The sequence below is a fragment of the Cupriavidus pauculus genome (assembly GCF_002858765.1).
In the GTDB taxonomy this organism is placed as follows: Bacteria; Pseudomonadota; Gammaproteobacteria; order Burkholderiales; family Burkholderiaceae; genus Cupriavidus; species Cupriavidus pauculus_B.
The window spans coordinates 80,094-94,190 of sequence record NZ_PJRP01000016.1; the positions used below are offsets into that span (position 1 = coordinate 80,094).

12 protein-coding genes and 1 pseudogene are annotated in these 14,097 nt (G+C 67.0%); 3 read left to right on the forward strand and 10 right to left on the reverse strand.

What is annotated here, in order from left to right; all coding sequences use genetic code 11:
- Positions 1-21: 21 nt before the first annotated feature.
- The 8 genes from aepY to CYJ10_RS26105 form a co-directional block, all read right to left on the reverse strand.
- The gene (gene aepY / locus CYJ10_RS26070) at positions 22-1,209 is read right to left on the reverse strand and encodes a phosphonopyruvate decarboxylase (RefSeq protein WP_101684340.1); all 1,188 of its coding nucleotides are present in this window, start codon (positions 1,207-1,209) and stop codon (positions 22-24) included.
- On the reverse strand, positions 1,206-2,912 hold the full coding sequence (gene aepX / locus CYJ10_RS26075) for a phosphoenolpyruvate mutase (protein ID WP_101684341.1): 1,707 nt from the start codon (positions 2,910-2,912) through the stop codon (positions 1,206-1,208). The genes aepY and aepX overlap by 4 nt, the downstream gene beginning before the upstream one ends.
- Positions 2,909-3,664, reverse strand: a complete 756-nt coding sequence (locus CYJ10_RS26080; protein WP_101684342.1) for a phosphocholine cytidylyltransferase family protein — start codon at positions 3,662-3,664, stop codon at positions 2,909-2,911. The genes aepX and CYJ10_RS26080 overlap by 4 nt, the downstream gene beginning before the upstream one ends.
- Positions 3,665-3,697: 33 nt before the next feature.
- Positions 3,698-4,759, reverse strand: a complete 1,062-nt coding sequence (locus tag CYJ10_RS26085) for a lysylphosphatidylglycerol synthase domain-containing protein (protein WP_101684343.1) — start codon at positions 4,757-4,759, stop codon at positions 3,698-3,700.
- Positions 4,760-4,776: 17 nt separating this feature from the next.
- A complete protein-coding gene (locus tag CYJ10_RS26090) occupies positions 4,777-5,589 on the reverse strand; it encodes a HalD/BesD family halogenase (protein WP_257993538.1) in 813 nt (270 codons plus the stop codon).
- An 8-nt stretch (positions 5,590-5,597) separates the two neighbouring features.
- Positions 5,598-6,278, reverse strand: a complete 681-nt coding sequence (locus CYJ10_RS26095) for a CDP-alcohol phosphatidyltransferase family protein (RefSeq protein ID WP_101684344.1) — start codon at positions 6,276-6,278, stop codon at positions 5,598-5,600.
- A gap of 189 nt (positions 6,279-6,467) precedes the next feature.
- A complete protein-coding gene (locus CYJ10_RS26100; protein WP_101684345.1) occupies positions 6,468-8,033 on the reverse strand; it encodes a sulfatase-like hydrolase/transferase in 1,566 nt (521 codons plus the stop codon).
- A 19-nt stretch (positions 8,034-8,052) separates the two neighbouring features.
- Complete coding sequence (locus tag CYJ10_RS26105) at positions 8,053-9,012, reverse strand: Bug family tripartite tricarboxylate transporter substrate binding protein (protein WP_101684346.1); 960 nt, start codon at positions 9,010-9,012, stop codon at positions 8,053-8,055.
- A gap of 145 nt (positions 9,013-9,157) precedes the next feature.
- Here CYJ10_RS26105 and CYJ10_RS26110 point away from each other — a divergent pair, with 145 nt between their 5' ends.
- From CYJ10_RS26110 to CYJ10_RS34975, 3 genes and pseudogenes are all read left to right on the forward strand, one after another.
- Complete coding sequence (locus CYJ10_RS26110) at positions 9,158-9,721, forward strand: MarR family winged helix-turn-helix transcriptional regulator (RefSeq protein WP_101684347.1); 564 nt, start codon at positions 9,158-9,160, stop codon at positions 9,719-9,721.
- 396 nt (positions 9,722-10,117) lie between these two features.
- Positions 10,118-10,437, forward strand: a pseudogene (locus tag CYJ10_RS34970) (DUF1254 domain-containing protein); the annotation flags it as partial.
- Positions 10,438-10,839: 402 nt separating this feature from the next.
- Entirely contained in the window at positions 10,840-11,337 is a 498-nt protein-coding gene (locus CYJ10_RS34975; protein ID WP_257993549.1) for a DUF1214 domain-containing protein, read from the forward strand.
- Here CYJ10_RS34975 and CYJ10_RS26120 read toward each other — a convergent pair.
- Positions 11,324-12,628 carry a cytochrome-c peroxidase gene (locus CYJ10_RS26120; RefSeq protein ID WP_101684348.1) on the reverse strand — a complete coding sequence of 435 codons (1,305 nt, stop codon included), beginning with the start codon at positions 12,626-12,628 and terminating at the stop codon, positions 11,324-11,326. The genes CYJ10_RS34975 and CYJ10_RS26120 overlap by 14 nt on opposite strands.
- Positions 12,629-12,733: 105 nt before the next feature.
- Entirely contained in the window at positions 12,734-14,041 is a 1,308-nt protein-coding gene (locus CYJ10_RS26125) for an alkaline phosphatase family protein (RefSeq protein ID WP_101684349.1), read from the reverse strand.
- Positions 14,042-14,097 lie beyond the last annotated feature (56 nt).

A 14,097-nucleotide genomic window follows, 5' to 3' on the forward strand; every position in this document is an offset into this window, starting at 1 on the left:
GGGTTGGAGTCAGGCCTTGGATCAGGCGTGATTGGCGTTGCCCTGGTCGGCGCCAATCTGGCGGCCCAGGCGGGTGGACACCTGCACAGGCGTCACCGACGGGCGCGGCAGGTCGTCCGGCGAGCCGGGGCGCGTCTGCAGGCACACGAAGTTCGGGCCAGCCGTCGCCGTGGCCGCGCGGGCCAGGACGTCGTCGAGCATGGCGAGGTTGTCGCCCTCGATGGCCGACGCGTAGCCACACGCCGCCGCCACACCGGCAAACGACACGTTGTGCGACACCGTGGCTTGGCCGCCCGTGGAATCGTGGGCGTTGTTGTCCAGCAGCACGTGCGTCAGGTTGGCCGGGCCATAGGCGCCCAGCGTGGCGAACACGCCCATGCGCATCAGCGCGGCGCCGTCGCCATCGATCGCCACCACCTTCAGGTCCGGGCGCGCCAGCGCCAGGCCCAACGCGAACGGCGTCAGGCAACCCATCGAGCCCACCATGTAGAGCTGGTTCAGCCGGTCGTCCAGCGCGTACAGCTCGCGGCCGCAGAAGCCGGTGGATGCCAGGACCACGGTCGAATCGACCGGCGTATGAGCAATCACGCGCTGCAGTGCTTCCGTGCGGCTCGGCAGCGTGGCCGCGCCGGTGCGGGACACCTCCGGCAACGCCTTGTCACGCGCGATCGGGCCCTTTTGCGACTTGAGCGGGTAGGGCGCGACGCTGCCCTTCTGCATGATCAGCGCGTACGGGCGGCCCGTGGCGTCCATATGGGCGATGGCCCGATCCAGTGCCGGGCCCACGGCCTCCGGCTCGGTCGGGAACAGCTCCCACGGGACGTCCATCGTGTCGAGCATCTGCGGCGTCACCGGGCCCATTAGCGCGTGCTGCGGTTCGTCCGATGCGCCGCCGGGCTGGCCACGCCACGTCACGATCAGCAGCTGCGGCAGGCGGAACGTCCAAGTCAGCGACGTGAGCGGACTCACCGCGTTGCCCAGGCCCGAGTTCTGCATCATCGTGATGCCGCGCACGCCGTTGCGCGCGCCCTGCGTCACCCCGGCGACAAACGCCACGGCGTCGCCTTCGTTGGCGGCCGACACATAGTGCAGCGACGGGTCCTGTACCACGTAGTTGATGAACGGCGTCAGGTACGAGCAGGGCACGCCCGCATACCATTCAAAACCGCGCTCGCGCGCGGCCTCCACGAACTGGACCGCCTCGATCATTGAGCGGCCTCGCCGTTGCCCACCGCGAACGGCGTCTGGCCGTGCGCGAAATCGCCGGCGCGGCGGAAGTCTTCCAGGTCGTTCACACCACGCCAGTGGCCGTGCACGTACTTGACTTCCACCTGCTCGCCGGCGGCGACCAGCGCGTTGAGCAGGTCCGGCAGGTCGAGCTTGTCGAAGTCCGGGCGCTGGCGCAGTTCGCCCAGCAGCTTCTGCAGGCGCGCGCGGCCTTCGCCACGGACGTTCATCAGGCCGATCCAGCGGCCATGCGGGGCGTGGCCGGCCGGCACGTCGTCCGAGATTTTCTTCAGCAGCACCTTCTGGCCGAACAGGTCGCGATCGTCCGATGCCGAGCACCAGGCAAAGTCACGCACGCTCTGGTTCGACGGCGCCGATTCCGACGAATCGATCACCACGCTGAACGGCGCATCGGTATCCACCAGATCGCGCAGGATGTAGCTGCGGAACAGCAGGTCGCCATAGGCCACAACGGTGTCGTTCTGCAGCGTGTCGGCGGCAGCGGCCAGCGACGCCAGTTCGCCGGTTTCGGCGTAGCGGTCGTTGCGCACTAGGTTGATACCGGCCGCATCGATGGCCTCGGCCTTGTAGCCCCCCACCACCGTGATGTCGTTGATGCCCTGGTTCTTGAAGCCGTCCACCAGCCAGCGCAGCAGCGGCTTGCCGGCCACCGGCAGCATCACCTTCGGCTTGTCCTCGGTCAGTGCCTCCAGGCCCTTGCCACGGCCCGCGGCCAGCACCACGGCCGAACCCGGCGCCTGGCCGCCGGTCAGGTAGATCTTCTCGGCGGCCGAGTATTCGTCGGCATCCTGCAGGCGGAAGATCTCGTTGACGGTGGCGATGCGGTCTTCCACATTGACCAGCGTCTCGTTCTCGTAGATGTCCTTCGCCACGGCCTGCATGCCCGACGCGGCCACGCGGATCAGGTGGTTGGCCCAGATGATCAGGCTGATGCCTGCGCGGCGGTACACGTCGGTCGGCGTGCTGTAGTACTTGGTCGGCACGATCACCAGCGGGGCGCGGTTGCCCCATTCGCGCGCGAACGCGACGATCTCGTCGGCCTTCGACAGCTTGCTGTGGATCAGGATGGCATCTGCGCCAGCCTGGCGGTACGCCTCGGCGCGGCGCAGCGCCTCTTCCATGCCCCAGCCCGCGATCAGCGCTTCCACACGCGCCACGATCGAGAAGTTGTCATCGGCCTGCGAATCCTTGCCGGCCTTGATCTTGCCGCAGAACTCGTCCATATCGGCCAGCGGCTGCTGCTCGCCACCGATGAAGCTGTTGGTCTTCGGGAAGATCTTGTCCTCGATGCAGACGCCGGCAATGCCGCGCTGTTCGAGCTTGCGCACCAGGCGGCGCACGTTGTTGAAGTTGCCGTAGCCGGTGTCGCCATCCAGCAGGATGGGCAGGTCGCTGGCGTCGGCCATGAATTCCAGGTTGTCCACCACCTGGGTCCAGCTGGCCTCGTTGTTGTCGCGCACGCCGAACTGGGCCGAAATGGCCAGGCCCGAGGCCCAGATGCCCTTGAAGCCGGCCTCGCGCACGATGCGCGCGGACAGGCCGTTATGGGCTTCCATGATGAATTCGAGCTCGTTCGAGAGCAGCATCTGGCGCAGCCGCGCGGCGCGCGAGAGGGGTACCGAAGTACCGGAGGTGGCGAGCAGGTTCGGGTCGATGGCGTTCATTGGGCGATTCCTACGGGCAGAAGTTGGGGCAGGACTTCTTCGGCGGCGCGCGAAACGTCGCCGGGAAAATCGATTTCGATCCAGGGGGCGCCGGTCACGTCGGCGGTGTCGAATACGTGGGACTGTTCCAGCAGCAGGTCGCGGACGGCTTCCTCGTGCGGCATGTTGGCGCGACCGGAGTCGACGTAGCCCTTGACGATTTCGGCCAGGCGGCGGGCGCAGTCTTCCTTGAAGCGGAAGAAGCCCACCGACTCTCCGATGGTGTCGTACTGCAGGTCGGCCATGAGCTGCTTGCGCAGTTCCACGGGCACGCCGTCCTTCACGCACAGCTTCACGGGCTCGTCGCCGGCTTCAAAGTCGCGGTCGATCAGCAGGCGGTTCACGGTGTCGCCGGCCACCAGCTTGGTCATGATGCGCTCGTCGTAGAGCACGTCGGCGTCCATCAGCAGCACGTCGCCGCCGCGCGTCATGGCGTCGGCCACGGTATGCACGGTCAGCACGCTGCCCAGGTCGTAGCGCGGGTTGATCACCACTTCCAGGTCGCGGCCGATACGGGCCAGCTCTTCCTTGACCTGGTCCGGCTCGAAGCCGAGCGCCAGCACCACTTCGGTCACGCCGGCGGCGTCGAGCAGGCGCAGGTGACGTTCGAGCAGCGTGAGCCCGTCAAAGCGCAACAGGCATTTCGGGAACTGCTTGCCCGGCTGTTGCTGAAGTCGCAGGCCAAGGCCCGCGGCAAGAATGATTGCTCGCATCACGTTGTTCTCATGAGTAATGAATGGGCCGCGCTAGCCCCGATCAGCCGACAGGGCGTGCGCGGCGCGACGGCGCTGGAACTTCCGTTCGCTGAAATGCAGATACACCAGTCCGGGAATGCCGAGCACCAGCTCGCGCACGCGCTTGGCCAGCGACAGCGCCAGCGCGGCGTCGGGCGGCAGGCCCACCAGCGGCGCCAGCAGCAGGTATCCGCCTTCCTGCGCACCGAGCGACCCCGGAATGGCAAACGCGGCACCCCGGATGGCCTGGCCCACGCTTTCGAGCAGCAGTGCCTCGTGCCAGTTCACCGGGTGCCCCAGGAAATGCAGGATCAGCCAGACCTCGCCGGTGCCGGCGATCCAGCCCAGCAGGTTAAGCCCGAAGCTGGCCGCGACCTTTTTGCGGTCGCGATAGAGTTCCCGAATCGCACTGTCCACGGCATCGGCACGCAGGGCCAGCCCGGCCCAGCGGCCCGGCTTGGCGTCGCTGCCGTGTCCGCCCTCGGCATCGGCGCCATCGGTGGACTCGGCGCGCTTGCCGAACAGTTTCTGCCCGATGCGCATCATGCGGCCGAACATGCCGCGCCGCTGCAGCTCGCAGAACGCCAGCACGCAGGCGCCCAGCACCACGGTGACGGCGATGATCGGCGTGCGGTACTCGGACATGTCGTCGTTGGCGCCGAACACGGCAATGCCCAGCAGCGCGAACAGCATCTGCGAGAGCGCCTGGGTGGTGGTACTGACCGTGATGGCGGCCGCCGCGTCGCGCATGCGCGCGCCGCGATGTGACAGGTAGCGCACCATCAGCACCGGGCCGCCGATCTGGCCGGCCGGCAGCAGGCTGTTGACCGATTCCCCGGTCCAGCGCGCCTTGAGTGCACTGCAGAACGATCCGTGCCGGGTCTTGCGATCCAGCAGCACGGCGATGGCGCCGGCATCGAGCGCCAGTGGCACCAGATGGAACGCGGCCACCACGGCCAGCCCCCAGCCGGCCGACATCAGCGTGGTGGTCACCGCGCCAAAGCCCTGCCAGGCCAGCAGCCCGACAAACAGCGCCGCGCCTACCGACAGAAGAATGAAAGCTGCACGATTCACGCCGCTGACTACCCCGCTTACTTCCCGCCCAGCAGGCGTCGGAACACCTGGCGGAACCCGAAGTAGGCCACGGCATCCTTCATGTTGGAGATGAAACGCAGCCACGGGCGCATGCCCGGATCGGTCACATATTCAAACGTCAGCGACACGCGGATCTCGTTCGGACCAGCCGGCGTGATGCGGTGGCGCAGCTTGTCGCCGTCGAACAGCACGATGCCGCCCGGCGGGATCTGCACCGAACCCGGTTCGTCCGCGACGTCGGGGTTGCGCGTATGCAGTTCGTAGTCGAGCCGGCAGGTCGATTCGTCCAGCACGCCGATCAGCAGCGTGTAGCGGCGGCCATCGTAATAGGACGTGTCGTAGTGCCAGCCGATATGGTCGCCCTGGCGCGTGTAGTAATAGAGCGCGTAGGCGTGGGGGTCGGTTTCCGGGCAAACCTGGAGCTTGTCGCCCGTCACGTCTTCCAGCCAGCCGATCAGCGCCTTCGAGCGGTACAGCTCGGCGATGAACGGCGCCTTTTCGTCGATGGTGTGGCGGCTGACGCTGCCACCCTGCTTGTGGCCGGGCAGGTAGTTGCGGTTCAGGCCGGACTGCAGCGAGCGGGCCAGCGCCTCCAGTTGCGCGGTTTCGTCCGGGCCCAGGAACTGGTCCAGGTACAGGAAGGCGCCCTGGCGGTCGAAGTCCTGGCGCAGGGCAGGGGTGTTCAGTTGCGACACCACGCCGGCCACGGCGGCGTCCGGGCGGCGCGCGGCCGGACGCACGACCACGGGTTCGGCTTCGCGCGCCAACTGCGGCGCAATGGCGATGTCGCCGGTAACTTGCTCTGGCATGGGCTGCCTCAGTGTTCGGTGGAGGTTGCGACTGGCTGGGGGCGCCGCATGACTCGCCAGTAATCGATGATGACCAACACGGCAAAAAGCGGTGCGCCGATCGAGGCGGCGGTCAGGAAGGGACCGATGCCATTGGTCAGCGTCACCAGCGGCAGCAGGTACAGCACGTCTTCGGTTTCGAAGCCGCCCGCCGACGCCTGCTTGGTGCCACTTTTGCCAACCCGCGATTCTATACGCATGCGCAGGAAGAAGATCAGCGCCACGGCAAGGCCCGCGATCGTGCCGCGCAGCACCGGCCCGAACGCCTCGGGCGCGCCGCCCGGAGCGGTCGTATTGGCTACGGCCATGCCGAAGCCCACGAACAGCAGCACGGTAATCAGCGCATCGCTGGCCAGGTCGTAAAAATGGCCAATCTTGCTCGATTTGCCACTAATTCGCGCCAACTCGCCGTCGGTGTGGTCGACAAAATTCGACAGCACGACCAGCAGCGCCCCCCAGTTGCTCCACGTGTAGCCGCCTTGCGCAATGCAGGCGATGCCGGCGACGCCAATCAGCAGCCGCAGCGTGGTCAGGTGGTTCGGGGTGACACGGGTGTTCTTGAGGGGCCGCACCAAATGGCGGGCAAGGCGGGCATCCCAGGTGGACGGCAAGGGCGGTTCATCCGGGTATTTAGGGGATTTCTGGTTCATCCGTCAAAACTGATCTGGAGGGGCGGCTCCGGCACTTCGGCGCGCCAGGCGATGCGGAACACTACGCCTACGACGCCCGAAAGACAAGTTCGCCAGAATACGCCCTTTCCCGCACCCGTGCAGCAAGGTCGCCCAGCATTGTTGCGCGGGCGGCCGGCAGGGCGCCTCGGAAGGCCCTTCGCCAGCCTGTTACCAGACCCCGAAGAACACCCCGGCCTGTTTGTATACGTTGGTCTTGGCCGCCACTTCGGCGTTGCTGACCGTGACGCGCGGCTTCAGCGAGCAGAACCAGTCCAGCAACTGGCCGCGCATGCGGCTGCGCACGGCCTCGTGGCCCGGATCAGCGCCGAGATCGACGAATTCGGACGGATCGTTCGCCAGATCGAACAATTGCGGGCGAAATCCCTGCCAGTACACGTACTTCCAGCGCGCATCACGCACCATCCACGCCCGGCATTCGCCCGGCTGCCGGCCCAGCGCCACGCGGGCGCCACGATAGCCGAAGTCGAGTTCCGATACCACGAAATCGCGCCAGGAGGCGGTTTCGCCACCGCGTCCGCGCGTCAGGTCCAGCAGCGAGCGGCCTTCCACCCGGTGGTCGAAGGCCGGCAGGCCAAGGCCATCGAGCACCGTCGGCACCACATCGACGGCCGACACCATGCGGGCGTCGGCCACCCCGCGCGTGGCGTTGGCCTCGGGCGACGGGTCATAGACGATCAGCGGAATGTTCTGGACCGTGTCGTAAAACTGCTCCTTCTCGCCCAGCCAGTGGTCGCCCAGGAAGTCGCCGTGGTCGGCCGTGAAGACCACGAGCGTGTCGTTCCAGCGGCCGGTGCGCGCCAGCAGTTCCCAAAGCTGGCCGAGCCGGTCGTCGATCTGCTGGATCAGGCCCTGGTAGGCCGGTCGCACGGTGTCCGACACCTCCTTGCGCATGAAATTGACGCATTCCTCTTGGGTGCGGTACGCGTCGACCACCGGATGGGGGTCGTCGAGTTCGGCGTCGTCGCGCTGCAGCGGCAGGCAGTCGTCGAGCGAATAGGCGTTGTGGTACGGCGCCGGGGCCAGGTAGGGCCAGTGCGGCTTGACCAGGGACAAGTGCAGCACCCACGGATCGTCGCCCCGGTCGGCGATATAGTCCATCGCGCGGTCGACGGTATAGGCCGTTTCCGAATGCGGCTCGGCCACGCGCGCCGGCAGGCCTGCGTTGCGCATCTGCCAGCCCGAGACGATCTCGCCGTTCGGCGCCTGGGCGCTGATGACATAGTCGGTCCACGGATCGCGGCTGTCGTAGCCCTGGGCGCGGAGCCAGTTGGCGTAGGCGCTGTGCGGCTCGGCGTGGTGGCCATCGTGGCGGTCCACCTCGATGAAGTGGCCGTTGCGCAGCAGGGTTTCCAGTTCCGTGCCGCCGTCCAGATGCAGCCGCTTCAGGTTGGCGTTGTCGGGCATCACATGGGTCTTGCCGGCCAGGGCCAGCGCGCGGCCGCTGTCCTTCAGGTATTCGCCCAGCGTGATTTCGCCGACGGACAGCGGTACGCGGTTCCAGGTGGCGCCGTGGCTGCTGACGTAGCGGCCCGTGTAGAAACTCATGCGGCTCGGCCCGCAGACGCCAGACGTCACAAAGGCGTTGTCGAAGCGCACGCCGCGCGCCGCCAGCGCGTCGATATTGCGGGTGCGCAGCGTGGGATGGCCATAGCAGCCCAGGTGGTCGCGACGCAACTGGTCGCACATGATGAACAGCACATTGCGGATGGACATCGTCGTTTCCTTGGTTTTCTTAGTCACCGACAAAGCCAGACGCCTTGACCACCGGCTCCCAGCGCTGGTTGTCCATCACCAGGACCTTGGCCCACGTGCTGGCGTTGCCCGGCTGCGGCTCCAGTCCCAGTTTCAGAAATTTCTCCTGGACATCTGGCGATTCCACGGCGCGCACGACGGCGGCGCTGAGCCGGTCGATCACGGCGCGCGACGCGCCAGCCGAGGGCGCCAGAAAGCCATAGCGGCCCACGCCCGCGATGTCCTTGTAGCCCAGTTCGGTGAACGTCGGCACATCGGGCAGCACGGCCGAGCGCTGGATGCCAGAGGTGGCCAGCACGCGGATCTTGCCGGCGCGGTGCATTTCGGTCAGGTCGGCCAGTGTATCGACCGAAGCTGGCACCTGGCCGCCCGCCAGCGCCGTCATCAGCGGTGCGGAGCCGTTGAACGGCACATGCAGCATCGGCACGCCAACCTGCTTTCCGATCATCAGGCCGAAGAAATGGGGAATGCTGCCCGGTGCGGGCGACGCGTAGGCACCGTGCGTGGCGTCGGCCTTGAGCCAGGTGACATAGTCCTTGAAGGTCTTTGCCGGTGTGCCGGGCCCCGCCGCCAGCGCCAGCTGGAAGTTGGCCACCTGCGCCACGGGTACGAAATCGCGCGCCACGTCGTAGTTGAGCTTGCGGTAGGCCAGCGGCGCGATCGTCATCACGGCCGAATTGGCCAGGATCAGCGTGTTGCCGTCGCCGGGCAGCGATTTCGCGTAGTCCATCACCAGCCGGCCGCCTGCGCCGGGCTTGTTCTCGACGACAACCGTCTGCTTGAGTTCTTCACGGAGCTTGTCGCCCACCAGTCGCGCCGCCAGGTCGGCGGTGCCACCGGCCGGGTAGCCCACCAGAATGCGCAGCGGTTTGTCGCTCTGGGCGAAGGTGGGGCTGCAGACGAGTGTGGCGGCCAGGCAGGCCAGGGTGCCGAGCGCCATGCGGCCGGCGGGTCGCGCGATTCGGGCGGGGCGGCTGGAGCAGGTGGGGCGGATCACGCGATGTCTCCTAGGACGAAGTTTCGATTGTTATCAGTGTGTCCGGCACGCTAGCATCGGACCTGTTAGTTAACAAAATCAACTATTCATGCCGCAAGCCAATCCGGAAGGCGCCTTGGGGACACTGCAGGCGCCCGCTCGCCTGGTGGATTTCGTCAATTACCGGCTCTATCACCTGAGCCGCGTGGCCATGTCGGCCAGCGGCCTGCACCTGCGCGCGGCGGCCGGGGTCAGCCGGCGCGAATGGCGCATGCTGGCGTTCCTGGGCGAGCAGCCGGGCACCCGACTGACCGAACTGGCCGCCAGCGCGGGACTGGACAAGGTGCTGGCCAGCCGCGCCGTGCATGCGCTGATGGAAAGAGGCCTGGTGCGCAAGACCGCGCAGGCGGCAGACCGGCGCGCGGCGGCGTTCACGCTGACCGAAGCGGGCGAATCGGTCTACGCCGCCGCGTTTGCCCGGGCGCGCGATTTCAACCGCGAGCTGGCCGGCTGCCTGGACGCCGCAGAGGCCGAGGTGTTCTCGCGCTGCCTGGACAAATTGCACGCACGGGCCGTGGCGATGCGGATGGCCGCAGAGCCCTTGGCCGACAAGGGCGACGATGCCGCTACGCCGGCGTTCGACGATCCGCTGAGCGTCTGGCATCGCCGGTAATGTTTAGATCGTCTGCCGAAAAGTTTGAATATCCAGCGCGGCGAGGGGCGGGCGAGCATAGGGCTTTCCCTCCAGGATGATTCCGTCGCCATGGCCTGCCTCCGTTCGACACTGACCCGCCCCCTGATTGCCGCCGCCGTCCTTGCCGCCTGCGTCGCCGCGCCGATGGCACCGGCTGCTGCCGAGCCCGCGACGGCAGCCACGGCCAAGCTGCCCTCGGGCCCCGTTGCCGGCGCCAATATGCCCAAGTCCTATATCAAGACCGTGGCCAAGGCGGCGTACATCTGGGGCTGGCCCATGGTGAATATCCACAACCGGCACCTGGTGTTCTCGAAGGTGCCCGAGAACGGCCTGGGCGATGGCGTGCTGCCGGTGGCCCCATTGAACCGGCTGACCATGCTGGTCGACTATATCGAGCCCGAGGAACGTGCCGTGGCCACGCCGAACCAGGATGTGGCCTACGGCTTCGGCATCTTCTCGCTGGAAAAGGAGCCGGCCGTGTTCCAGGTGCCGGACTTCGGCAACCGCTTCTGGGTGTACCAGCTTGGCGACCAGCGCACCGATACGCTTGGCGGCGCGGGCAGGATGTACGCTCCAAGCCGGGTTTCTACATGGTGGTGGGGCCGAACTGGAAGGGCAAGACCCCCAAGGGTATCCGGGGGGTGTACCGCTCGCCGACCAACATCGCCTACATCATCCCGCGTGCGTTCCTGGACGATACCGCGCAGGACCGCCAGGCCATCCGGCCGCTGCTGAGCCAGGTGATGGCCTATCCGCTCAGCGAGTACGACGGCAAGATGAAGACGAAGGATTGGACGAAGCTGCCCAGGCTGTCGGACCCGGCAGGCGGCAAGCAGGGTAGCGGCGGCGAGACGCAGTGGGTCAAGCCGGAGGCCTTCTTCAAGGAACTGCCCGTCATCCTGAAGGAAGTGCCGCCGCAGCGGGGCGAAGAAGCACTGTATGGCTGGTTCCAGTCGCTGGTCGATGCCGCCGCCAAGGACCCGGCCGTTGCCGACGCGCTGGCGCAGGCCGCCATCGAGGCCGACAAGGAGATGATGCCGGAGATGCACCGGTATGCGAATGCCGGCGTGACGGTGGGCAATGGCTGGGTGGCGCCAATGAACGGCGCCGAGTTCGGCACTGACTACTACAGCCGCGCCGCGGCCGCCAAGGCCAACATCTTCGTCAACCCGCGCCGCGAGTCGGCGTACTTTGGCCAGGAATTCGACGCGGGCAAGGCGCGGCTCAATGGCGCCAACGCGTACACGATCACGTTCCCCAAGGACGGTTTGCCGCCCGTCAACGGCTTCTGGTCCCTGACGCTCTACGATGGCGCCCACTTTTTCGCGCCGAACGAGATCAAGCGCTATTCGCTGGGCACCAAGAACAAGGATCTGGTCTTCAACCCGGACGGCTCCCTGACGATCTACGTACAGACCAGCAAGCCGGCCGCCGACAAGGTGGCCAACTGGCTACCCGCGCCAAGCGGCGACTTCGAGCTGTTCATTCGCGCCTACTGGCCCAAGGCGGCCATCATGGAAAACCGCTGGGCGCCGCCGCCGGTAGAGAAGGTGGGCGCGGCCGCCAGCGGGGCCAGCGCGGTTAGCGGGAACTGACGACTGCGGGCGCCGCGTAGCCGTCGTCCAGCGTCTTCAGGAAGGCCACCACATCGCGGATTTCGGCATCGTTCAGCGCCGGCCGTGCGCCTGGCTGGCGGTCAAAAGGCGGATCGAAGTGGTCGACGTAGCGGCGCATGGCAGGGGGCAGGTCGTCATACAGGACGGTCTGCCCCTTGTTGTTCCGGCTGTACCACTTCGCCGGCTTCAGGTCGCGCTCGACGTAGAAGCGCACCGCATCTTCCAGGCTGTGAAAGCGCCCGTTGTGGAACCAGGCACCGCGCCTGGCCGTATTGCGCAGCGTCGGCGTCTTGAACATGCCGCAGTAGTCGGCGCGCTGGATCTGGTCGGTCCGGCGGGGGCCGCACAGTCCAAGGTCGAAGTACGCCGGATCGGCATTGGCAGCGATGCCGGGATTGCGCGGCACGCCCAGGGCGGCGAACTGGAAATCGGTGAACAGTGGATGCGAGCCATCGGCGCGCTTGTCCATCAGATGGCAGGCCGCGCAGTTGCCCTTGGCCGGGTCGGCGAACAGCTTCAGCCCGCGCAGTTCGGCGGCGCTGAGCGCGGCTTTGCCATCGAGGTAGGCGTCGAACTTGCTGTCGAAGCGGCGGAAGCTGGGATCATCAAGCTCGAAGCGCTCCAGCGCGCGCGTGGCGGCGTCGAAGGCACGATCCGTATCGTCGAACACGGCCTGGCCGAAGGCGGCGCGAAAGTCGTCGGCGTAGGCCGCGCGGGCCAGCCTGGCCACCACGTCGGCACGGCTGCCGTTGGCCATTTCGTCGGGATCGAGCAGCGGGGCGCCGGCCTGATCGTGCAGGCTGTTGAAGCGACCGTCCCACATCAGGCCGCCCTTGGGCGGGTTGTCGGTCTCGGTCAGGCGCTCGCTGACGCTGGCGGCCTGCACGTGCGTCCAGATCGGCGTGGCGTTGAGCGTATAGGCCAGCCCCGGCGTGGCACGCTTGCCCTGGCGATCGCCCTGCGGGCCGCCCAGTTGTACCGCCAGCCTGTTGGGCGGCCCGTAGCCGTGGTCGGGGTCGTGACAACTCGCGCACGACTGGCGGCCCGATGCCGACAGCGTGGTATCGAAGAACATGGCCTTGCCCAGGCGCGCCAGCGTGGCGGCATCGGGCGTGGGCAAGGTGGCGGGCACGCCGGGGGCATGCGCGTCCTGCTTCGGCTGGCAGCCGGCCAGCAGGCCCAGGGCGAGCAGCGCGGCGGCCAGGATCGGCGCACGGCGGGGCGCAAGCCAGGGCGCAAGCAGGGACGCAAGTGCGGAATTCGGAGTCATGTCGGCAACGCGGATCGCCGCGGGGCAAGCCCGCGGCGGCATCGGGGAAATCGGGTATCAGGCATCAGGCCGCCCGCACATCGCAGACAGGCGGCCGGGCCTCGATCAGAGGTTGGTGAAGATGTCGGCGCCGAACGGGACCAGGCCTTCCTGGCTGGCGTAGCCCAGGTATTCCTTGATGCCGAAGATGTCTTCCAGCGTCTTCAGCATCGCGTAGTGGTTGTACGCGGTGGTGGACACCGTGCCCGGCTTGATGAACGGCGACAGCAGCACGGCGCCGGTGCGGTCGCCGCCGTAGCTTTGCGTCACCAGGTTGATGTCGTACGGGTAGTGCGACACCGATGCCGGGAAGCTCTGCGTCACCGGGAAGGTCGACGCCGGCACGTTCGGGCCGGCCTGCTGGCCGCAGCACGTATTGCCCGAGAACGTCATCGTCAGGGACGGCGGCGTGGTCGACGTGTCGAGCGCCTGCGTGGCGTACGAGCTTTCATCGAAGTTGATGATGATCAGGCCGTCCTGCTGATACGCCGGCGACGCCATGATCAACGGCACCCACTTCTTCAGGAACGCGTCGGCCGATTCCAGGCCGCCCGGATCGCCGTTCACGCATTTGGACGATGCGCTGCCGCCGTCGTGGCCGTCGTTGCAGAGGTTGGGCGTGATGAACGTGAAATTGGGCGTGGCGTCGATCGACTTCAGGTCATCGGTCAGCTTGGTCAGGTTGACGACGTTGGTCGCGCAATCTGGCGAATCGGTGATCGAGTGGAAGTACATGAACGGGTTGTGGCGCGTCGCGTACTGGTCAGCCGGCAGGCCACCGGCGGTGGCGGCCTGGGCCGATTGCGTGCCGTCCGTGGTGTTCAGCGTGGGGTGGCCGCAGGCAGCGCTTTCGCGCGACGGATCGTTGCCCATGTCTTCCATGTACCCGCGCCACGTCAGGTTGGCGGACTTGAGCTGGTCGGGCAGGGTCTTGACCGATGCCGGGTAGACGCAGCCGGTGCCGATGGCCTGGCCATGGTCGCCCATGCCGGACAGCGTGAAGTCCTTGTAGACCATGCAGTCCATCTGCGTGTCGGCGGTGACCGACTGGCCGCTGATCATGGCGATGTAGTTGCCCAGGCTCACGTGCGTGGTGCCGAAGTACTGCTGCAGATGCGCGCCCTGGCTGACCAGCGTCTTCGACAGGTAAGGGGCCTTGGAGGTGTCGGCGAACGTGGTGGCGTAGTTCTCGTTCTCCAGCGTGATCACGAACACGTGGCGAACCGACTGGATCGTCTTGGGCGCCGGGGTGGTCACGGCCGGGGTGGTGGTGGCTGCGGACTTGCTGTCGTCGGAGCCGCAGCCGGCCACGGCCAGCGCCGCGCCTGCCGCAACCAGCGCGGCCAGCCAGCGCGAGCGGGGGTGCTTGAACATGTAGATTTCCTTGTTGTTGTGGGTGGGCGCGCGCAGCCGCCCAATGGCTCTTGGAC

What these genes read in the sequence shown, in the direction of transcription:
- CYJ10_RS26100 (WP_101684345.1), bottom strand. Translation starts at nt 8,033, where the DNA reads ATGTCCATCCGCAATGTGCTGTTCATCATGTGCGACCAGTTGCGTCGC.
- CYJ10_RS26110 (WP_101684347.1), top strand. Translation starts at nt 9,158, where the DNA reads ATGCCGCAAGCCAATCCGGAAGGCGCCTTGGGGACACTGCAGGCGCCC.
- CYJ10_RS34975 (WP_257993549.1), top strand. Translation starts at nt 10,840, where the DNA reads ATGAACGGCGCCGAGTTCGGCACTGACTACTACAGCCGCGCCGCGGCC.
- CYJ10_RS26105 (WP_101684346.1), bottom strand. Translation starts at nt 9,012, where the DNA reads ATGGCGCTCGGCACCCTGGCCTGCCTGGCCGCCACACTCGTCTGCAGC.
- aepY (WP_101684340.1), bottom strand. Translation starts at nt 1,209, where the DNA reads ATGATCGAGGCGGTCCAGTTCGTGGAGGCCGCGCGCGAGCGCGGTTTT.
- CYJ10_RS26125 (WP_101684349.1), bottom strand. Translation starts at nt 14,041, where the DNA reads ATGTTCAAGCACCCCCGCTCGCGCTGGCTGGCCGCGCTGGTTGCGGCA.
- aepX (WP_101684341.1), bottom strand. Translation starts at nt 2,912, where the DNA reads ATGAACGCCATCGACCCGAACCTGCTCGCCACCTCCGGTACTTCGGTA.
- CYJ10_RS26120 (WP_101684348.1), bottom strand. Translation starts at nt 12,628, where the DNA reads ATGACTCCGAATTCCGCACTTGCGTCCCTGCTTGCGCCCTGGCTTGCG.
- CYJ10_RS26080 (WP_101684342.1), bottom strand. Translation starts at nt 3,664, where the DNA reads ATGCGAGCAATCATTCTTGCCGCGGGCCTTGGCCTGCGACTTCAGCAA.
- CYJ10_RS26095 (WP_101684344.1), bottom strand. Translation starts at nt 6,278, where the DNA reads ATGAACCAGAAATCCCCTAAATACCCGGATGAACCGCCCTTGCCGTCC.
- CYJ10_RS26090 (WP_257993538.1), bottom strand. Translation starts at nt 5,589, where the DNA reads ATGCCAGAGCAAGTTACCGGCGACATCGCCATTGCGCCGCAGTTGGCG.